At 36.0% G+C, this 19275-nt stretch carries 22 protein-coding genes and 2 pseudogenes; 5 read left to right on the plus strand and 19 right to left on the minus strand.

Features of this window, described 5'->3' with window-relative positions:
* Position 1: 1 nt before the first annotated feature.
* From J2Z40_RS17290 to J2Z40_RS17325, 8 genes are all read right to left on the minus strand, one after another.
* On the minus strand, positions 2-760 hold the full coding sequence (locus tag J2Z40_RS17290; protein ID WP_066392189.1) for an ABC transporter ATP-binding protein: 759 nt from the start codon (positions 758-760) through the stop codon (positions 2-4).
* A gap of 3 nt (positions 761-763) precedes the next feature.
* Positions 764-3082 (minus strand): ABC transporter permease, encoded by a 2319-nt coding sequence (locus tag J2Z40_RS17295; protein ID WP_066392187.1) that lies wholly within the window; start codon positions 3080-3082, stop codon positions 764-766.
* Between the two features lie 97 nt (positions 3083-3179).
* A complete protein-coding gene (locus J2Z40_RS17300; RefSeq protein WP_066392184.1) occupies positions 3180-3827 on the minus strand; it encodes a TetR/AcrR family transcriptional regulator in 648 nt (215 codons plus the stop codon).
* 274 nt (positions 3828-4101) lie between these two features.
* Positions 4102-4335, minus strand: a complete 234-nt coding sequence (locus J2Z40_RS17305) for a DUF3953 domain-containing protein (protein ID WP_066392183.1) — start codon at positions 4333-4335, stop codon at positions 4102-4104.
* Positions 4336-4718: 383 nt separating this feature from the next.
* The gene (locus J2Z40_RS17310) at positions 4719-5339 is read right to left on the minus strand and encodes a hypothetical protein (RefSeq protein ID WP_157087798.1); all 621 of its coding nucleotides are present in this window, start codon (positions 5337-5339) and stop codon (positions 4719-4721) included.
* A 199-nt stretch (positions 5340-5538) separates the two neighbouring features.
* A complete protein-coding gene (locus tag J2Z40_RS17315; protein ID WP_066392174.1) occupies positions 5539-5847 on the minus strand; it encodes a hypothetical protein in 309 nt (102 codons plus the stop codon).
* 113 nt (positions 5848-5960) lie between these two features.
* On the minus strand, positions 5961-6815 hold the full coding sequence (locus tag J2Z40_RS17320) for a GNAT family N-acetyltransferase (protein ID WP_066392173.1): 855 nt from the start codon (positions 6813-6815) through the stop codon (positions 5961-5963).
* A gap of 347 nt (positions 6816-7162) precedes the next feature.
* Complete coding sequence (locus tag J2Z40_RS17325; RefSeq protein WP_066392172.1) at positions 7163-7831, minus strand: DNA alkylation repair protein; 669 nt, start codon at positions 7829-7831, stop codon at positions 7163-7165.
* 233 nt (positions 7832-8064) lie between these two features.
* Here J2Z40_RS17325 and J2Z40_RS17330 point away from each other — a divergent pair, with 233 nt between their 5' ends.
* Entirely contained in the window at positions 8065-8550 is a 486-nt protein-coding gene (locus tag J2Z40_RS17330) for a pyridoxamine 5'-phosphate oxidase family protein (protein WP_066392171.1), read from the plus strand.
* A 56-nt stretch (positions 8551-8606) separates the two neighbouring features.
* Here the strand turns inward: J2Z40_RS17330 and J2Z40_RS17335 are convergent, their stop codons facing one another.
* The 5 genes and pseudogenes from J2Z40_RS17335 to J2Z40_RS19895 all read right to left on the minus strand — a co-directional run.
* Positions 8607-8942, minus strand: a complete 336-nt coding sequence (locus J2Z40_RS17335; RefSeq protein WP_066392169.1) for a DUF6054 family protein — start codon at positions 8940-8942, stop codon at positions 8607-8609.
* A gap of 269 nt (positions 8943-9211) precedes the next feature.
* Positions 9212-9958, minus strand: coding sequence for a class I SAM-dependent methyltransferase (locus J2Z40_RS17340; protein WP_066392167.1), 747 nt, complete (start codon positions 9956-9958; stop codon positions 9212-9214).
* Positions 9959-10140: 182 nt separating this feature from the next.
* Positions 10141-10917 (minus strand): GNAT family N-acetyltransferase, encoded by a 777-nt coding sequence (locus J2Z40_RS17345; protein WP_066392166.1) that lies wholly within the window; start codon positions 10915-10917, stop codon positions 10141-10143.
* Positions 10918-11435: 518 nt separating this feature from the next.
* Complete coding sequence (locus J2Z40_RS17350) at positions 11436-11801, minus strand: DUF4180 domain-containing protein (protein ID WP_066392165.1); 366 nt, start codon at positions 11799-11801, stop codon at positions 11436-11438.
* Positions 11802-11879: 78 nt separating this feature from the next.
* Positions 11880-11998: pseudogene (locus tag J2Z40_RS19895) on the minus strand (TetR/AcrR family transcriptional regulator); the annotation flags it as partial.
* A gap of 354 nt (positions 11999-12352) precedes the next feature.
* Here J2Z40_RS19895 and J2Z40_RS17355 point away from each other — a divergent pair.
* Both J2Z40_RS17355 and J2Z40_RS17360 read left to right on the plus strand, forming a co-directional pair.
* The gene (locus tag J2Z40_RS17355) at positions 12353-13357 is read left to right on the plus strand and encodes a DUF3231 family protein (protein ID WP_066392162.1); all 1005 of its coding nucleotides are present in this window, start codon (positions 12353-12355) and stop codon (positions 13355-13357) included.
* Between the two features lie 21 nt (positions 13358-13378).
* A complete protein-coding gene (locus J2Z40_RS17360; RefSeq protein WP_066392161.1) occupies positions 13379-13834 on the plus strand; it encodes a hypothetical protein in 456 nt (151 codons plus the stop codon).
* A 309-nt stretch (positions 13835-14143) separates the two neighbouring features.
* Here the strand turns inward: J2Z40_RS17360 and J2Z40_RS17365 are convergent, their stop codons facing one another.
* Positions 14144-14623, minus strand: coding sequence for a hypothetical protein (locus J2Z40_RS17365; protein ID WP_066392160.1), 480 nt, complete (start codon positions 14621-14623; stop codon positions 14144-14146).
* Between the two features lie 262 nt (positions 14624-14885).
* Here J2Z40_RS17365 and J2Z40_RS17370 point away from each other — a divergent pair, with 262 nt between their 5' ends.
* Both J2Z40_RS17370 and J2Z40_RS17375 read left to right on the plus strand, forming a co-directional pair.
* The gene (locus J2Z40_RS17370; RefSeq protein WP_066392155.1) at positions 14886-15365 is read left to right on the plus strand and encodes a PAS domain-containing protein; all 480 of its coding nucleotides are present in this window, start codon (positions 14886-14888) and stop codon (positions 15363-15365) included.
* A gap of 162 nt (positions 15366-15527) precedes the next feature.
* Entirely contained in the window at positions 15528-15722 is a 195-nt protein-coding gene (locus tag J2Z40_RS17375; protein ID WP_066392154.1) for a hypothetical protein, read from the plus strand.
* A 17-nt stretch (positions 15723-15739) separates the two neighbouring features.
* Here J2Z40_RS17375 and J2Z40_RS17380 read toward each other — a convergent pair.
* From J2Z40_RS17380 to J2Z40_RS17400, 5 genes and pseudogenes are all read right to left on the minus strand, one after another.
* Positions 15740-15916 (minus strand): annotated as a pseudogene (locus J2Z40_RS17380) (IS1595 family transposase); the annotation flags it as partial.
* Positions 15917-15930: 14 nt separating this feature from the next.
* Entirely contained in the window at positions 15931-16491 is a 561-nt protein-coding gene (locus tag J2Z40_RS17385; protein ID WP_066392151.1) for a hypothetical protein, read from the minus strand.
* 197 nt (positions 16492-16688) lie between these two features.
* Entirely contained in the window at positions 16689-17126 is a 438-nt protein-coding gene (locus J2Z40_RS17390; protein WP_066392150.1) for a hypothetical protein, read from the minus strand.
* Between the two features lie 216 nt (positions 17127-17342).
* The gene (locus tag J2Z40_RS17395) at positions 17343-18323 is read right to left on the minus strand and encodes a DUF2268 domain-containing putative Zn-dependent protease (protein ID WP_066392147.1); all 981 of its coding nucleotides are present in this window, start codon (positions 18321-18323) and stop codon (positions 17343-17345) included.
* Between the two features lie 102 nt (positions 18324-18425).
* Entirely contained in the window at positions 18426-18845 is a 420-nt protein-coding gene (locus J2Z40_RS17400) for a DUF5301 domain-containing protein (protein WP_066392142.1), read from the minus strand.
* Positions 18846-19275: the final 430 nt, after the last annotated feature.

Below are 19275 nucleotides of genomic sequence, written 5' to 3' on the forward strand. Positions count from 1 at the left end.
TTTATATTCCTAATTCCCGCATTTTTGCCGTGACTTTTTTCATCCTGTCATCAATATCTGATCCATTGTATTTCTTAAACCGCATTTCACTCACGATTTTCCCGTCGCACATAAACAGAATACGTTCAGTCCTAGCGGCAATCTTTGCGTCGTGAGTTACTAGCATAACTGCTGTACCTTCTGTATTAATTTCTGAAATGATATCCATAATTTCCTGTGCGGATTTTGAGTTAAGTGCCCCAGTCGGCTCGTCACCGAAAATAATTTTTGGATTGCTAATAAGAGCGCGGCATATTCCTGCACGCTGAAGCTGTCCCCCCGATACCTGGGTAATATCACGCTTTTCCAGTTCTCCGATCCCAACCTTTTCCATAAGCACTCTAGCTTTTTCGGTAATCTTTGTAGCGCTTTTTCTGTTATCCCTTATTGAAGGAAGAATGATGTTATCAAGAATGTTCAGGTTTTTAAGCATAGTCGGCTGCTGAAAAACAAAACCCATTTCTGTTCTGCGTATGTCGGCAAGCTCCTTTTCTCTAAGTGTTGATAGGTTCTTGCCTTCAAACGAAACCTTTCCGCTGTCAATGCTGTCCATCCCGCTCACTGCATACATAAGTGTCGATTTCCCTGAGCCAGAAGGTCCCATAATTGAAACGAATTCTCCCTCGTTTATTTCAACGGACACTCCGTCAAGAACATTTCGTTTTTCATTCCCCTCTCCGAAGGATTTTTCTATATGTTCACAGATAATAATCTTCTTCATAGGCTACTCCTTTATATGTTCGGATATTTTTATTTTCCCCGCACCCGATGTGCCAATTATTGTTGCGATTAAAACCGAGCTTATCATCATCAATGGAGATAATAGATACGCAGTAAGTGGATTGACAGCAAAATGAAACGACGATGCTCCAAACGATGAGATAACTGCGCCTGCAAGTACCTCTCCGAGCGTATTTGCTAGAAACGTTCCGAGAATAATACCGATTATTAGAACGAATACGGCTCTCGACATATACTGTGCCATAATATCTGAGTTTGTAAAACCGAATGCTTTCATTACAGCAATCGGATATCTGTCCTTTGCGATAAGCAGTTTCATAAACAATATTGTAATCAGGATCGTAATAATCAGTGCAATGATAATTGCAGCAGTAGAGGCCTTATCGACAGAACTTATGGTTGAGCCGAATGTCTGTGTAATATATTCATCAATACCCGAAATCTTTGCAAAATTGAACTTGTTGGCATATTCCGAAGTCTTATCAGCGGCAAGAGATTTATCCGATAGCTTCGCGTATATAACGCACCACATAATATCCGCCGAATGGTCAGGGAAAACAGCCTTTGCGGTTTTGCCGCCGTTTGAAATGTCTGAATAAATTCCGCTTACCGTGAGTTTGTTCTCCTTCCCGTCAATCACCAGAGTCATACCATCACCGACCTTCTTGCCCAGCTCATCAGCGTTAATAGCTGAAAGGGCAATTTCGTCTTCTTTGACGGGTGCTCTGCCTTTGGAATATTCTACTGGGAATATCGAATGGTCACCAAGCTCAATTTTTATTCTTTCCTCCGAACCGTTCTCCGTCTTTGCTTTAAATGATTTGGTTGTAAGTAGAGTATGTTTAGATATAGTGCTGTCGTGCTCCAACGTTCTTATAATTTCTGCTGCTTTTTTAGAAATATGGTCTGTCTGCTGAATGTCAATGCGGATATCACTGTTGCCTATCCCCATATATGTGATGAAGCTTTTGGAGGAAATCGTGTTGGATAAGTTCTGTGGGACAATAATGATGAATGTTGAAATCACAAGCACTGCAAGCATTGTGGCGTAAAGACCTTTTCTTGCAAGAACATCTTTTACACCTAGAAAAATATTCGTGTGAAGCAGCCTGTTTCTGCTTAGGCAAAAACGTTTTGCGCCTGCGGATTTTTCCTGTAAAGCGCCAAATCGTATTGCTTCCGCAGCCGATATTTTTCGAAAGCGTTTCAGCACCTTGCTTACATAAGCAATAATTGCAAGGAATACAAGCAGCATACCGATTATTCCGAAAATTATAGCGATAGAAGAATTTTCACTTTCCCCCATATAAAGCCGTATATTTTCAAGTAGCATGCCTCTAAACAAAAATGAGAGTGCAAATCCGAGAGTACTACCAACTGCCGCAATTACCGTATATTTTGCAAGATAAAGCTTTTTTATGTCGGAAACACGTAGCCCGATTGCTTTCATAACACCTATTTCGCGGTAGTCATCCTCGATTTTCGCAAGGAGCGTAAAACGTATGCACATAAATGCGATTGCAACGACAAGCACACTTACAAGAAGGATGACTGCAATCATCAGCCCATCTGAAATGGCATTAAGCATTTTGAAAAGTGGGTATGTAATTGTTGGACCGTTTACTTCAAGTCCTGCGGAAGTGTAAGCAGCTTCGAATGTGCCAATTTCAGACAAATCCTTTAATCTGAACTCAATCAGATATTCCGTACTTCCGTAATCCTTAATTTCAGCATAATCATTTTCGCTCACAAGGAACCTCTTTGACGAGGCAAGCAACGAATTCATCTGCGAATCACGGAGAAAACCTGCAACAGTAAATTTCTTTTCGTCAATCACAACCTTGTCACCGACTTTTGCAGTGCCATCCTTAAAATAACCTACTGGAACATATATCTCCCCATCCGAAACATTTATAATATTTCCGTCAAGATCAAGGAGATAATCAAATTTCTCGCTCTGGGTGCTGAAGCCGTTGTCCTGGACATTGTCTGCAAGCGAGTTTCTGTCAATAACAATCTTTGCACTATCAATATTGAGAAATTCAAGTACCTGAAATTCATCGACATGGCTGTTCTTTTCCGCGAAATCTTTAAGCCGTACAGTATCAATATCCCCCGAATGCATCTGCAAAAAGTGCGGAGTTTTCGCCTGCTTCATAAGTGAATCAATTGCTCCCGAAAGATTTACAACAAGGATCGCCGAGAGCGTAACAAGCATAGCTGCTGCGGCGATAAATATCGTTGTTGTCAACGTTATCAGTTTGCTTTTTGAAATATCATTACGGATTATTTTGTAATACATAAGTCACCCCTCCTTTCAAGCTTTTTAACTACCTCCCAAGTCTGTTTCCTTTTGTTGAAATAAGCTGACTCGACAGTAGAAGAATTTTTCTTTCGAATTATTCATCACTATCTCCATTCCCGCTGTCAAACATCTTCATCATATACATAAGACTGCCACTTTCGACACCAAGCAACCTCTCTACATTAAAAACAAATGCCTTTATACGTGAAGCAAGTTCTTCATTCGTCAAATGAACGATATCATCGTCAAAAACAGTATTCGTATATGCCACAATCATTTCCATGCATTCATATGGATACGGGGTATTGAATAGTTCTTGATCAATCCCCTCGCGGATTATTTCCGTTAGTATCGGCGGAACACCATTGATAATAACCTTTTGTATTTTCTGATGCATAAGTGCGTTCTGAGGCTTATGAATATGCTCCATAATTTCCTTGCCGTTTTCATTACTTATATTCAGTGACATGACAACGCGGATAATACGTTCATTTACAGGTATGCTCTTGTCAGCAGCAATTTCCTGTGCCGTACCTAAAAGGAGGACAGTATATCGCTCAATCAGTGCATCCATAATATCCTCCTTCGACTTGAAGTGATGATATAGTGTTCCACGTGCAATTCCAACCTTATTGAGAATATCGTTTGTACTTGTGCCATCAAAGCCTTTCTGAGCAAAAAGTTCATCAGCTGCATCAAGGATTTCGTTCCTGCGCTCCTCGGCTTTTTTTATCACTCTCATTATTTCAACTCCTCATAAACAGACCGACTGTCTGTCTATTTATGTTAGCATGCTATTTTTAAGTGGTCAAGAGAATGTTTAAATACTGTGACCTCTTATCAATTTATTTGCTATTAATCAAAATATACAATTATTTAGACAAAAAAGGATATTTATTCCGTCGTTTTTAAAAAGACGAAAAAGCCATGGAAGACACTAATACAGCAGTGTAAATCTTCTTGGGAACCACTTCTTTCCAAAATAAAACGATTGCATAATTCTGCAACCGCTCCTTTTAGCCTAATAGAAATCCTTCGATAGATACATATAATGAAAATAAAAAAACAGCAATGAGAAACGAGCCCATCCCTCTTTCTCCTTTCTTAAATGACTCTACTCCCATAACGAGCATCGTTAAGCTCATGAAAAAGATCATATACTCTCCAAACGTAAAATCTTTCGTAAAAAATCCATAAGAAGCCAATAAAAAAGTGATTACAGCAAACACATAACGAAGAATTTTTAACAAAAAATCATTTCCTTTCTTCTAAAACAAAAACAATTAATGTAAAAGGATAAAATATTTATTCCGTTCCATTTATACATCATACCTTAAATAACGAAAGAACTCAGTATTTTGCAAAGGCTATTACTGATTAAGGCAAATCATATATGTTATGATATTTTGAAAGATTAGGTGAAATTTTAATGAATAAAAAGATGAATATAATACATTCACAGTAGCTCTTTCCCGGTCAAAAGATGATAGAGGGGGAACATTCCCTAAAAAAGATTCCCTAATCTATCCCATTAGTTGAAGATTAGAACTTTCACAATCTTATATTTACCTTAATATGAAAAAAAATATTGTGTAAAAAGATCATTTTATTGCCTGTCTCCTCTCTCACTAATTCAACCAAAAATCAAACGAAATATCCGTTCATACGCATCATAAATTTTATTGGCCTCTTCCTGTTGTTTGAAGTCATTTTTATATTGACCAACAAATAAATCGAATTCACTAAGATCCATTAACATATTTACTAAAGCCTTTGGGATTTCCTCCCACGAATAAATTTCGTCGATACGATCGGACAATTCATGATAGATTCTTTCAAATTGTTGTTCATCCATTCCTTTGCCATTTGAAAGCTTTTCAAAAAAATTGCCGTTTTCGTTGATTTTCTCACTCAACCTGGCAATCACTCTGGCTTTTTCAGGGTCTACTTCCCCCTGTTCTTTCATACATCTTTGAATCAGCTTTTTCGTATTTTCAGCTGCGTTCCTAATACGGACGGATTCTTCATCCCCATATATTAATGAAAAGTTGTACAGTTCATCATACAGACCAACTAAAGGATGGAAGGCCTCTCCCGGTATACTTGTACGACTCGCCCATTCATCCGCACAATCAGTGAGTGCCTTAACTAACTTTTCATACGCCTTTTCATCGAAACCATTTCCCATTCGCAGCTCTACAAGTAAATTTACTTCTGCCTGTTCAAAGTCAGCTATTAGCTCTTTGTCTTTCACATCTTCACTCCTCTGAAAAGGTTTTGCACTAACTTGCACCATTAATCTTTTACCTTGTGATTTTACAATCTGGGCCCTTATACAGAAAAAGAGCGTAATTCTTGCTGTAGAATTGCGCCCATTTGTTAAAGATCAGGTTACTATTATGATTGCCTTTATACTATTATTGGCTGAAAATGAAAAATAATTGTTGTTCCTTTCATTCCGGCATAGTATAACGCGGGAAAAAATGATACACCATAAATACCCCGAATAATATGAACAGGATTGGACCAAAAATCGCATCTTCTGTAAAACCGGCGATTCCAAAAATGATACAAATAAGACCAACCCAGGAAGCGAACGAGCTCACAGTATAGAAATAAATGGAGCCAATAAACATCAGTGTCCGCCCTAAGAATTGCCCTGATATAGGCTCTTTCACTATACGAATAATACTTAAAACAACGCTCCATATTAATAGCGCTGGGATCCCCCATAAAAAAATCAATCCGAATAACTTTGCCATTTTTACCCCCAATATCCCTATTTACACTTATATTTAGGAATAGGCGTGTTCCTCAATCACTCGCCATGATCATTGAAGAACTGATTTACTATTGATTCGTTATTGAAGCAAAATTATTCACCTTTATCAAAACCGAGATGAACAGAGTCTGCAATCCTTTCATAGCCAATTTCCATATAGATCTTATTTGATGTCGGGTTCATCAAATCTGTGTAGAGTACGCAAAAGTCGAAGTCTTTAAGTAGTTCCCTTGATCCCGCCGTAACAAGCGTCCGAGCATATCCTTTTTTGCGTTCTTCCTTTGGTGTAAAAACCAAGCCAACAGTTACACCTTTCTTTGTAGGACGTGACTTCTTCATCATCGATACGATCTTTCCTTTATCCTCCCAAATAAAAACCTCTTGTTCTTTTAGAAATAGTGCAACACGTTTTTTCACTTGTTCGACTGGTGAAATTGGCAGTCCGGCATCATGTTCGAATAAGTTGTACCACTTCTCGATAAGTGGAGAATCAATCTCTTTTGCATAACGCCAAGAACCAGGACTATGTTCAAGCGTTTCATTCACCTTGTTCAAACGATACAATCCTTGATCCATAAGCAGTTGATGCGTCTTACCGGTTTTCATTTCCCACTTTGCTGCGACTTTATATGCCCACTCTTTCAAACTAATAATCGAGCGAAAGTCAATTTCAAGTTCGACCATATTTATTAAGAAGAAATCTATTATTTCTTCTAAACGGTTTTCATCGACAAAAATAAGATTTAACGGATGTGGGGGTGTCATTTGGAAAAAGGCGAGCACATTTTCCTCTTCCTCAATTGTCGCCATAAATGGATTCTTATAATTGCCAGCTTTAATCGCTTGCAGCACACCGTAAAAAAGACTGAATACATCTTCCTTTTCCAATAAAAACGACTCTATCTTTCTCTCAAAATCATAAGCATGATCATAAACTTTAAATTCCATTTTCAACGCTCCATTCATAATCAAATAAAATTGAAGGCAGCAATTTAGAGGCACCTTTCATTCCGAATATGCCAAAATAAGGGATAACCCTGGATTACGGAAGTTCTCTTTCTATTGAATAGTATCGTTATACGTGCAGCCAGAAAGTTGTTCTTCTTAAAGATAAGCACCCTACAGATCAAAAAAAGACAGTGAGATAATCATTTACATCTTCCTTGGATTTTTCACTAACTAGCTGCCATAAAGCAGTGTTTTCTTTATTTTTCGGTCCAAACCTATTACAGTTTTCATATTGAGGCTTTGAATTCTTTTTTTGCATTAAGCCTTAATCACTTTTTCAAAGGTAACTAATTATTATGTCGTTTGTTCACTTCAATCTTAATGAACTCCGGCAAATAGTTGGGAGTACAACCTTTTGCTACTTTTTCATCTTTGTAAAGACCCGTTTTCTCTCCAAGTTTAATACAACGGGCACGATTCTTTTCATCATAAACGCCTATCCAGCCTGCGGTGAAATTCATAGCCCATTGTACTTCTGGTTCTTCCTTCGTAATAGTAGCTTCTAATGCAGATAGCAAATATGCGGTGTTATCAGGCGGTGTTTGTCCCGTCCATCGCAATCGCCCTTGATAATACCAGAAAGCTCGCCTTTGAAGAGCATAAGGACTATGTTCCCAAGACTCCATCAATGCAATTTTCTTCTTGTCTTTGGTAAGCTGATTAGCCATTAACCAATCCATTAAGTTATTTCGCTCATCAAAAGTGTGAGTCTGCATATCCTTATCAAGCTTATTTAGTACATCTTGTGAAAGAAGTTTTTTATCCATAATTAAGATTGCTAATAGTCTCAGCAAAAACTCTTCGGTTGACCAAAGTTCCATAGCTAGTTCATGATCTGTTTTAATGTCCTTCGCGATTTTTCGCAAGTCGCCTAGCTTAGTTTTACTATTGATCTGAGATAGAATGGTTTCCGCTTTTAAAGAGGGTTTTATTTCTGTACCTTTATTTTCATTCATTTTATACAACTCCTTTATGGGATACAGGGGGGCGTTTCTCATGCTTCATCAGAAACATGAACCATACTCTTGCCTACTTAGATCCTAGCACTTTCGCCATTCAACTGTTTAAATCCTCTATTTCTTCCAGTTCTTCTGTTTTCACTTTCCTTCAGTTGAACAACCCACCCACCAGAATAAAAGCAGATTTCAAGGGCACGATAACCTCTATACATAAAAATGAGGTGACGGAAATGGCTAATATGAAGCAAGAAGAAATGGATACATTAAGAGAGTTAATTAAAGAAGTGGACACGGCGATGCTGACGACGGTAACGGAAGAAGGGCTCGTTTCACGTCCAATGAAAACACAGGAAGTCGAGTTTGATGGGGACTTATGGTTTTTTACAAAAAAAGAGACTAGTAAGTATGAAGAAATTATCCATGATCAAGATGTGAATGTCGCATATGCAGGTAAATCCTATGTTTCCGTCCGCGGAAGAGCAGAAATCGTGGAGGATTTAGCCAAGAAAAAAGAATTGTGGAGCAAAGCATATGAGACAATCATGCAAACCTCTTATGATGATCCGAACGTTGTCTTAATAAAGGTAAAAGCAGAAGCAGCCGAGTATTGGGATACCGGTAATTTTACGAAGCAAATCGCCTTTTTCTATAAACGCATGACAGGGCAAAGCGCTGAATCGACTGATGGGAATGAAACGGTTGAATTGAATAATTAACAGGTTAGATGGGTTGTCTTGTTAGTGGACAATCCATTTTGCCAACCCAATAAAGATTATTTCATTTGTTCTACACTTTTTTGCACGATTTCCACCAAATCGTCTTCGGCCCCAAGACTAAAGTTAAATAAAATCCCGCTTCCTCCCCCAGCCCCAATGGCTGAAACAAAAATCATACCGTTGTCACCGACGACAGTAAGGCTCAAGCTTGCACGATTGCCATTTCTCATAAAATACTTATCATACACACGCACCGCTATTTTCGTCAATCCAATCGTATAATTGCTTTCATCCACTAAATTCATGGTGCTAGCGCTAATGCTAATATCATTTTCTAAATGTTTAACGACTTTCTCAAATTCACCAGTTAATGTGTTTTCATATTTGGCCATATTCCCATCTCCCCTTGCAAATTTTTTGCTATAGCTTCCTTTTTCTATTGTTAGAAAAGGGCTAAAATATTCGAATAAGAATGCTTTATGAGTAAAAACAATTGACCTCTTTTAACAATTCCCTCCCTTAATCATACGGTTATCACCTTAGGTTAGTTTCAATTTTCAGATACTTTTCACACTATATCTCTCATCGGAACAATCGTTTCAATAAGAATATATATCTCTATTAAAAAAACAGCCCCCTTAAAAAAGGAGGCTGCAGTCCGTTAATTTCTAAAAAGATAGAGGGCAAAACCTAATGTATCTCTCCCCCATTTGTTATACGTCTGTTTCCACGCTCTGATCTTTTCTAGCATTTCTGGACAATCAGGATCTTCAGGATTCTGAAAGCAATAGTTTTCAATTGACATGGCATATAGCCATTCGTAATGGTCCCAATCATCCTCACTGGCTGTTGTTGACCAAAGGGGAATTAGCCCTAGACTTTGTCCTAGTTGAATATTTTCATAGTGACTTTTTAAATCGGATTCTTCTGCACCAAGTGCATGTAAATAGGCAGGACTGGGAGACTGTTTCCAATAGCCTTCACCTATAAGGATATACCCATCTTTTCTTACACATTTCTTGAGTGCTTGAATCGTGGAACTGAAATCACCAATAGCGTGAGTGGAGCCTATACATACACCTAAATCAAAATGATGTTCGGGAAATGCTTCAACTACTGTTTTGGCGTCAGCCTGTATGAAATCGATTTTTTCCATCGGGATTCTTCCATTGGCCCGTTGCTTCCCTCGATTAATAGCCCCATCATACCGTTCTATGGCCGTTGCGGTTACATCGTATGTTTCAACAAAGCGAATGGGCAGCTCACAAGATCCCGCTCCAATATCAATCATCTTGTTTTCAGGTTTTAATGGAATCAAATCGATTAATTTATTTACCTTTTCCGTACTAATTGGATTGCTAAAAACATGATCCCTGTGGGCAATAGCTGAGTATTTGTCTCTGTTCATATAAATCTCCTTTTATTGATTTAATTGAAGGTTTGTAAAAAAATACATCGCTCATAAATACTCAACTCCTTTAAATGAATAAACATTGGTCAATTAAACCATTGTTTGATATTATTTTACAACGATTGAACTGGGAATGATAGATTTTAATTAATCATAAATTCAGAAATCATTTCAACTTGCTAAACAAAAACAGAATATTCAACAGGATCGATAAATCCTACTATTTTTGCTAATTTAATAGAAGATGCATTTGACACATCACAGTCCCATCTAGGAACGAGACGATTTTTCAGGCAATGATCGATATATATTTTTGCTAGTGTTAATGCCAACCCTTGTCCTCTATACGCTTCATGCGTAACAATATCAATCTCTGCAAATTGCTTGGAAGAAAAAATCGAAGTACATTCACTAATTATTTTTCCATGATGAAGCATACAAAAGCCAAAGCCTTTTTCCATAAAGTTGGATATAGATCCCCAATATTCTTTATAATATGTCTGATTAAATTCTAGGCTTTTCTTTATTGATTCAGCATTTATTTTTTCGATCGCATATTCACTAGATTCTACTTTTTTATCATCTAAAATCTTACTAATATTATATGTAAAAGAAAGTCGGTGCAGCTGCTTGATTTTTTCTTTCAACTGATTGTTTATTACATCATTCCATTTTTCCGTTGAAGAAAATAAAGTAAATCGCAAATTTTCCTTTTTCCTTTGCCGATACAACTCAAAGAGAAAATGATTGAAATCCGAGTGATTGGTTTCTCCTGCCACGAAATAAAGACCTGCATTTGTGCTGATCAATACGGATTGGGGCAATCTGGCATCCGCATAAACGGTTCCTTCTGTATAGCCATCCAAAATAGAATGGACGAACGTTGGGCAAGAGATATTCTTATTGTTTACGATTCTTTTTACATGATCAAATTCAGTTATATTCAGTTTCAGCATAGGAATACACCTTTCTATCATTGAAATACGTATTTATACATTTTGTATAGAATGGACAGGGCCACAAAAAAATGTGCGAATCTCCTCGATCAAGGAATACACCCTTTGAATAAAATATGCCATTCGGTTTAGGGGTAGAAAAAAGCATTGGTACAAGTTATCTAGAGGAGAGATGGGAAGTTGCTGATTATCTAGCACTAATTAGTTGCGGAATCAGGTCGAGCGGAGAAATAGACGGAAAAATTCCGCTTATTTCGTAATTATTAATAATAATAGCCTAAATAAGCGGAAAAACTCCGCCTATTTACTTAAAAAAGTCAAAAACGAGCAGTTTTTCATTGAATAAGCGGAAAAATTCCGCTTATTTCACCCAAAATGAGCTTCATTTTGCATTTAAGCGGAATTTCTCCGCTTATTTTTCTTTTGCTCGATACTTGTTAAAGAACAAGATATCTCCTTTAGATGAAAGGGACGTTCTTTAGAAAATTCATGTATCAGCTAAAGGTTTTATAATCGAACTATACCAAGCTTAATTTCTCAACTGCCTGCTTTTCATTTGAGCAGAAATAAAGATCTCTCCCATTATTACTCTCATAAATAAAGTCTTTCAAACTTTTACTAGAATAAACGGTAAAGTCGCCTACAATGGCTAATTTCACATGATAGTTGACGAACTTTTGCAAGATTTCTCCTGCCAATCTCGTACGTAAATGGAAAAAGTCCTCACAGATTGCTGATTTGTTCAAAACGATGCGATTACAGCCTGTTTCATACTGTACGGTCGCCATGAAATCCAGTGCCGACTGCACATCTTTTATTAGGATCTCATGACTGCTGACAACAGCTATTTCCACATGATTTTCTTTAACGGTCGTTATTTGCATACTCATCCTCCATTTCTTTGATTGATGTATTATATTCTCAAAATGATAATAAAAGGTCGAACGATTAATCATCGCTTATGCTGTTATATCCTTGATTGTAATCTCTTTGAATTCCTTTTACCTGATAGTTCAATAAAGGAATTCATAATTAACTTGCGGGTGCGCAGAATTCGGGGATCTGTTTTCGTTTCCGTCATCTGATGACTCCCTCCTACTTTTTCAACAATCATTGAAATGTGTTGAATATCCAACATATCCGAGAAAGTATTGGTGTTCTTACCTATTATTATTTACTAAACTGACAGTAAGAAGCAAGAAACTTAGAAAGAAGTGCTCGTATGAAGTATGTTGCAAAACCATAAAATAAAATACGATATTGTTATTTCACTTGTTACCAATTGTAATCTATCCTAGTAATGATACTCCCAAGTTCTACGAGCTGAAAGCCATAAAATTGTCAGCCGCCCACTGCTAAAAAACTTTCCCATAATTAATTCAAGAAAATTCATATATCTAACCTAATGAGTAAATAATATCCACGAGGTGGTCATATGGATGAGAATAAATTAAAACTCACATCTTCAGAAATAGGTACACTCTGGGGAGAATATATAAACGGAACAGCAATAGACATTGTGAATAAATATATGGTTTCTATTATTGAAGACGAGGCGATAAAAGCGATATTTGAGGATGCGATTAATACATTTGAAAAACAAAAAAAGCAAATCATCGCTTTTATGGAGAACGAGGGATTTCCAGTTCCCATTGGATTTACTGATACGGACCTCTTTAAAGATAAACCGAGATTATTCACTGATATCTTTTGCCTAAATTATTTACATATCATGACATTACACGGTTTACTAGGTCATACTACTGCTTTAGCTGTTTCTGTTAGAAAGGACTTAAGGGAGTTTTACGATTCATGCGATAACGATGCGAAGAAGATGTATCATCAAACCATTGAGTTATTGCTTGAAAAAGGTAGTTTTCAAAGAGACCCTTTATTTTATCCAGCGAAAAACCCTGAGTATATTTCCAGCAATGATTTTACAGATGGCATATTTGGAAAGGGTAGGATGTTAGCAGCAACAGAGATCATTAGCATTTCTTTCAACCTTAAAAAGAGCATTATGACTAAAACACTTTCAATCGCATTCAGTCAAGTCGCACAGACAAAAGAAGTGAGAAAATTTTTAACCGATTCTGAGAAAACTGCTGATGGTCAAATAAAAACATTTGCAAAAATTATGCAAACGGATAATTTACCTGTCCCGAAATCTTGGGAAACAGAAGTAACTACTTCAACGGACGCTCCTTTCTCCGATAAGTTAATGTTGTATCATATTGGTTTCTTGTTCCAGGCTGCACAAAACTACCATGGAGCAGGACTCGCATCAGCAATGAGAACAGACCTTGTGGCAACTTATGAAATGACGATTCTAAAAAATCTAATGGTTACAAAAAAATGGTATAACTTAATGGTGCAAAATAAATGGTTAGAACAGCCCCCTCTTGCTCCTAATCGAAACGAACTTGCAAAAGAAGTTTAATTTAAACGTTGGTTTTGTTCAATGAATAAAAACATAATCGAAAAACTAATATGGAGCATCGCCCTTCCTGGGTTTGGGCAGTTTTTAAACAAAAAATATTTTAAAGGCATCGTTTTATTAATACTTGAATTTATAATTAATATACAAGCCAATTTCAATCAAATTATTATTATGAGTTTTCACGGGGAAATTGGTGAAGCCATCAAACATGCAGATTATCAGTGGTTGATGTTTTACCCTTGTTTATACTTTTTTTCGATTTGGGATTCCGTTAAAGATGCAGGTGGAGGGAAAAACCCTATTTCTTCCCTTCCCTATGCCTTCGCAGCTTTTTTTGTAACAGTGGGACTGATTTTTTCATCCGAATTAATGATATTTGGCGTATTATTTGGTCCTGTTTGGCTTCCCATGTTGTTTGTTATTCCTGGGGTTGCAGTTGGGTTGATTAGTAAAAAGATCATAAATCGCATTATTTAAAAACCATCCCTAAAAAAGGATGGTTTCTGTTCATTCAACTAAAGAATCCGTCCTATCTTTTTTACCGCCAAGGGATTTACCAAAAAAGATCAACAGGAGAACAAAAAGCCAATATATGCATTTGTACATATATTGGCTTCTTTGAGATTTAAAGTTATTTTACTAGCGCCCAATTCATGAATGATTAGGTAATTTCAAAGGTTAATAGGAGATGAGAAAGAGAAATTTACTACAAATACTTCAAATCAATGGTGGAGCAACACTTTAAAAAATGTTGCCCCTTTTAATTCTTACACACAGATCGTGATTTCAAAACCTTATCACGTTATATCCTTTTACTTTTTCAATCAAATACTGTAGTGCATACAAAATATACGCTTTGTAGTGTATGTATAAAAAGAATTGAAAATAGTTAATTCGCTTTAAATGAAGAATTTTTATTTTTTTAAGAAAAGGCATGAAGAGAAACGAAAAAAGGCCATGAACAATAGCATTAAGTAACACATATTTTTTAAAGTTTCCGTATGAAAATTTTAGAATCCACATTGATACTGGCATATAAGGACCAATATCAAAAGGAAGTTCATCCCTTAAAAAGTTAGTTGGCTTATCATAAAACTTCCACCACTTCTTTTGGTGCCCAAAATAATGATTAATGATTTCAAACACACTAATCACAACACTCGATAAATAAAACCGTTTGAAGCTACGTTTTCCGAGAAATATGGTCGATAACCACGGAAGGATGATGAGCATTACATTTAATATTAGATGCCTTTTCGATGCCATAAAATGAATTCACCTCAATTTGAATTAATCCATCCTCATTTAAACTATCCAAATTTGAAAAGAAAATTCACCAAGATTCGCATGATGGCAATCCATTTGATTAATCCCGCCTTTTTTAAAAGCACACTCTTACACTGTGCAGCACTCTATGTGGAAGCAATCTACTAATTGGCTACTAGAATTAAAAAGAGTATACTAGTAGTGGAAGCATTTTGGTTCACAGATCTTTGTATTATATTATTCTCACAAAGGAGACTTATATATGACTGAAGAAAAATTATCAGATTTGATTAGCCCTGAAGCTGTGATTAATTTTGAAAGTGGTGCGATTAAAGCAAGCACTTTGGATTCAATTATTAATCTTTTGCCATTTGAAATGGGTTTTTGCGATGCCAATGATATTTTCCGCTGGTATTCAAATAATCCAGACCGCGTGCATGGCCGCCGTAAAGAAGCAATTGGCCGTCCTGTGCTTGAGCTTCACCCCAAAATGGCTCACCATGTTGAAAAATTATTGAATGATTTCCGTTCAGGCGCACGTGACGAATGGGAATTTTGGTTCCCGAAACGCTCTGGCGAAGAAACTGGTCAAATATACCAAAAATTCATGGCAGTACGTGATGAAAATGGAACATACCTTGGCTGCATGGATGTGACCGTAAATATCGACCTTTTCAAAGGAAAAGAAGGTAAAAACACCCCTGAAACAATTGAAGAATTTATGGCTGTGAAGCCTAAATAATAATAAAGAAGTTGCTGAAAAACACATTGAATTTCTGAATTCAATGTGTTTTTTCTTTAGGCTGTTTTCGTAAACTTTGTTGTTTTTAGGATTGAATTTAGTGTGCTATTATTAAAATATATGGATTTGCTAAGAATAAACACAATTAAGGAGGGGTTTTTTATGAAAAATGATAAATGTCCGAAATGCAATAGTGAAGAAATTAAAAAAGGTGTAATGGGAGCCACTGTTGGACAAGTTCATATGTATCCCGAAAAAAATCTTGGCAAAAAACCTTCAACAATATCAGCAGAATATTGTGGACACTGCGGATACATCGTGTCCCTTTATGTGGATAAGCCTGAAAATTTAGGATAGCAACTGCTATTTTTTTGTTACTGTGCTATATCTCTAAAAGTATTAACTGTGAGTCTATTAGATTTTTGACACGCTGAAATAAGCATTTTCTCCACTCGTTTGACAAATGCGAAGTTCTTCCCTAATTCAAGCGAACGGAACCAATAATGTTAGTTGTCTAAGTATTTAGTTGCTACTCCTTGAAAACGTTCTAACCTAAATGTAGGTATCACTTACTCCCCACTTCGTTTAAGTACTTATTCATATAGATGGCTTCGCCAGCAATTAATTGTTTTGTTTCAACGTCATATACCGCACATCTTCCCCTGAACGCTTTATCTGTATCTTTAAAAGAATAGAAAACATATACTTGTCTATCTGGGCTGATCGCTTGATTCATTTTTATATTTGGATAGGCTGTAAGAATCCCATTTCCATCCCAAGTTACATAATTAAATTCCCCTACCTCATGAAACAGTACCTTTTTTCTGAAATTCACTGATGCATCAGGAATAACTTTAAAAAGTGTGTCATCCATAACTCCATATTTATCCTTATGATTTTTATAAAATCCAACATGTTTTCTGTAAAATTCTTGATGTATAGGATACTTTAAATTCCTTAATGCTTGATAAAATTCATCTACTGTTTCATTAATCACTTTTTCCTTATTGGCAGGGAATAGGTATTCAACCTGAGCTGTAGTTTGTGAATAAACAGGATTTCCTGATAACACAAAAAGGCCGCAAGATAATAACATATATAAGCTAGTTAAGAATCGTTTTTTCATTAAGGTTACCCCTTTTTTTAAAAATAGTGTCCCCCTACTGTTATCCACCTAATCAGCTATTTCGTTGAGCAGGAAAAAAGAGCCGAAGCACCGACTCTTGAGTTTCCGTCTAATTATCCGCTGACTAATTTTTCTTCATATGTTCCCTTTCTCCTTCTACCACGAATCTGCCCTTTAATAAGAAAGATCCATTCTCATTATTTTTTCAACTCAATGATTTCCGATTTTCCATTCCATTTTATTGTTAATGTTAGTTGATCTGGAAACATATTATTTATCAAATCCTCACTCACTTCTATCGCAGTATGAAAACTTCCAATTCCCTGTATGGGTTGTGGATAGTTACTTTCAAGTTGGGAATTCCCTTTATTTAATACATATTCAATATTGCCAATATTGTTAGTTGCTTGCTCTTTCACTGAGTCCGTACGATCTCTAATGTGCTGAATATATAAGGATTCAAAGTAAGAGTGATTCACTTTCGATATTGTATACGTTCCAAACCATTCATTTCCTTTTCCAAAGTAGAATATATTATCTTGTTTAGATTCCTCTTCAATCTTTTCCTCCACATGATTGCAGCCAACAAGCATAAAAAGAAAAAGTAGAATAATGATCGAATTTAATTTCCTCAATTGCTCTTCCCCCCTATTAAACCTTTCTTCATCTTTATTCAATAAGAAAAATGCACTGCTGATTTTCAGTATAATACCCAGCACAATAGTTAAATAACTTCAACAAAAATAGCAACAACCTTTCTTAGATCATCGCCTCTGATAGCTTAACAAGCCTATTGTCTTTTTATTGACTAAGACAGACCTGAAGGATTATCAAACATTGTCCCATAATTTTTATTTGTAGTTCTCGAAGTATTTTCCCTTTTCAATAATGTCTTGTGTACTTACGGCTGTCCAATCTACAGGTGTTTTATCGGGATTGTATTCAAGATAGGAGTTAATCATTTTGTACCCCTCACTGTAACCGTAATTTCTCGGTAACTCTTTTCCACCTTGTATTATCTCTAAAGAACGGCTTAAATTGTATGTATTTAAATCTGGTTCAATTTTAGACCATAATTCCTTATTGTAATTTAAATCCACTGAAGGAAAATCAATATCAGGGTAAACAGTCCTTTGGAACATTACCGCTTTTCCTTCAAAGACAATGTTATCCAGAACAGAATTAAGAGTATTATTTTTCAAGTGCTTTTCTGTCCAAACACTATGATGGTATTCATGAGCAATTCCTGCCTTAATAATATCATCTGTATAATTCAAATTATAAGGAAAAATAATTTTCCCTGCCCCCACCGCGAACATCGACATATCAACATAAGTGGATGGAAATACACAAACTGCTACATCACTTTGAGAAGGCAAGAGGTCCGCAGATTTTAAAATAGATTCTTGGATAAGTTGATTGATTTCTTCCTTACGTTTTTCAATGATATTACTTATCATTTGTAACTCTCCTAATTTTTCGGGTGGCGTATTGAGAAGAGTATCTGCCAAATAAAGATATTCTCCGTTTGCAAAACAATCTTTGTATATCGGTTGAATGATTTCCTCTTTATACAGTTGTAAATTTGAATGACTTTTATTCTCCTTAACCTTTTCAATATACTGATGAAACAATTGATTCACATGCACGATTTTATACTTTTGTTCGGTTTTAGGGTGCTCAAACGAAAATAGATTTTCTTTGGCAACTGTTATTTGCTCGTTCTCGCTTAATTGGTTCCCGCCTTTTTCAACTTGCTTACAAGAAGCAAGGGTTAGCAGGATTAGGCATAAAATAAAAATTATTCCCATTTTATATTTAACATTTAACATTTCATTCTCCTAATTAATGTATTTTTATTGGTGGCTCGAAATATAAAATTACAATTTAATATTTTAAGGAAGCACAAGAACCGTCCCCATGCTTTCCTCTCACTAATTAAAAAATTGCTCTATATAGGATGAATCAAGTCCATTGATTATTTGATAAGTAGTTTGCTTGTTTTCGTTGTAATCAAATATCAATAAATACTTATCATCGTAAACTGTAATTCCTACCTGTCTCTTCTCATTTGTGCTTAAAGTGATCCAATAGGATTCATTAAAATGAATTGAACCCATTTTTGCTCCCTTTAACTCCGCCTCAGAAAGGGACTTGAGTAATTCTTTAATATCATTTCCATTTTCAATAACTGCTTCAATATCAGTAGAAGACTTAATAATTTCAATAGACGTTATTTTTGCCGTATCAGGCACTATTTCATTAAAAGTCGTGCTACTTCTTGAATTTATTAGATAAAAAGCCCCAAGAATTAAAATAATAGATAAGATGCCCACTCCCAGAAACTTTTTCAATCATTCTCCCTCCCTTATTATTTACTTTTACGGCAAACAGGAAAAAAAGTTTCACTAAGAATGCATAGTGACGGCTCTCCTGCTTCCTTCAAACTAATTCCTCCCCCTTTTGGAAGCAAAGAACCATCCCTATCCTTCTGAAAAACAGCGCCGACTCTTAAGTTATCGAATCATTTAATCGAATTCATATCCTCCAGAACCCCACATCCTACGTTTCGGCTGTCATATCATCTCACTTTTATCTGAAGGAAATGTCTTGTCCTTAATCGAGGAACGAGTAAAAGTATAATAAGCGGAGATTTTCCGCTTAAATGCAGAATGATGCTTTTTTTAGATGAAATAAACCAGCTAATAGTTTGTCAACATTTTTCATTTAAATAAATTTTTATTGTGTGGTATTCTAAAAATAAGCAAGCCAAATAACCTTCCA

Origin of the sequence: Cytobacillus eiseniae (assembly GCF_017874625.1) — a bacterium.
In the GTDB taxonomy this organism is placed as follows: Bacteria; Bacillota; Bacilli; order Bacillales; family Cytobacillaceae; genus Cytobacillus; species Cytobacillus eiseniae.

Bases quoted from the DNA above. Each gene is read 5' to 3' on its own strand.
- J2Z40_RS17395 (WP_066392147.1), bottom strand. From the start codon at position 18,323: ATGTTAAATGTTAAATATAAAATGGGAATAATTTTTATTTTATGCCTA.
- J2Z40_RS17325 (WP_066392172.1), bottom strand. From the start codon at position 7,831: ATGAATGAAAATAAAGGTACAGAAATAAAACCCTCTTTAAAAGCGGAA.
- J2Z40_RS17370 (WP_066392155.1), top strand. From the start codon at position 14,886: ATGACTGAAGAAAAATTATCAGATTTGATTAGCCCTGAAGCTGTGATT.
- J2Z40_RS17335 (WP_066392169.1), bottom strand. From the start codon at position 8,942: ATGGCCAAATATGAAAACACATTAACTGGTGAATTTGAGAAAGTCGTT.
- J2Z40_RS17340 (WP_066392167.1), bottom strand. From the start codon at position 9,958: ATGAACAGAGACAAATACTCAGCTATTGCCCACAGGGATCATGTTTTT.
- J2Z40_RS17355 (WP_066392162.1), top strand. From the start codon at position 12,353: ATGGATGAGAATAAATTAAAACTCACATCTTCAGAAATAGGTACACTC.
- J2Z40_RS17345 (WP_066392166.1), bottom strand. From the start codon at position 10,917: ATGCTGAAACTGAATATAACTGAATTTGATCATGTAAAAAGAATCGTA.
- J2Z40_RS17365 (WP_066392160.1), bottom strand. From the start codon at position 14,623: ATGGCATCGAAAAGGCATCTAATATTAAATGTAATGCTCATCATCCTT.
- J2Z40_RS17295 (WP_066392187.1), bottom strand. From the start codon at position 3,082: ATGTATTACAAAATAATCCGTAATGATATTTCAAAAAGCAAACTGATA.
- J2Z40_RS17315 (WP_066392174.1), bottom strand. From the start codon at position 5,847: ATGGCAAAGTTATTCGGATTGATTTTTTTATGGGGGATCCCAGCGCTA.
- J2Z40_RS17320 (WP_066392173.1), bottom strand. From the start codon at position 6,815: ATGGAATTTAAAGTTTATGATCATGCTTATGATTTTGAGAGAAAGATA.
- J2Z40_RS17385 (WP_066392151.1), bottom strand. From the start codon at position 16,491: ATGAAAAAACGATTCTTAACTAGCTTATATATGTTATTATCTTGCGGC.
- J2Z40_RS17375 (WP_066392154.1), top strand. From the start codon at position 15,528: ATGAAAAATGATAAATGTCCGAAATGCAATAGTGAAGAAATTAAAAAA.
- J2Z40_RS17330 (WP_066392171.1), top strand. From the start codon at position 8,065: ATGGCTAATATGAAGCAAGAAGAAATGGATACATTAAGAGAGTTAATT.
- J2Z40_RS17290 (WP_066392189.1), bottom strand. From the start codon at position 760: ATGAAGAAGATTATTATCTGTGAACATATAGAAAAATCCTTCGGAGAG.
- J2Z40_RS17360 (WP_066392161.1), top strand. From the start codon at position 13,379: ATGAATAAAAACATAATCGAAAAACTAATATGGAGCATCGCCCTTCCT.
- J2Z40_RS17300 (WP_066392184.1), bottom strand. From the start codon at position 3,827: ATGAGAGTGATAAAAAAAGCCGAGGAGCGCAGGAACGAAATCCTTGAT.
- J2Z40_RS17350 (WP_066392165.1), bottom strand. From the start codon at position 11,801: ATGCAAATAACGACCGTTAAAGAAAATCATGTGGAAATAGCTGTTGTC.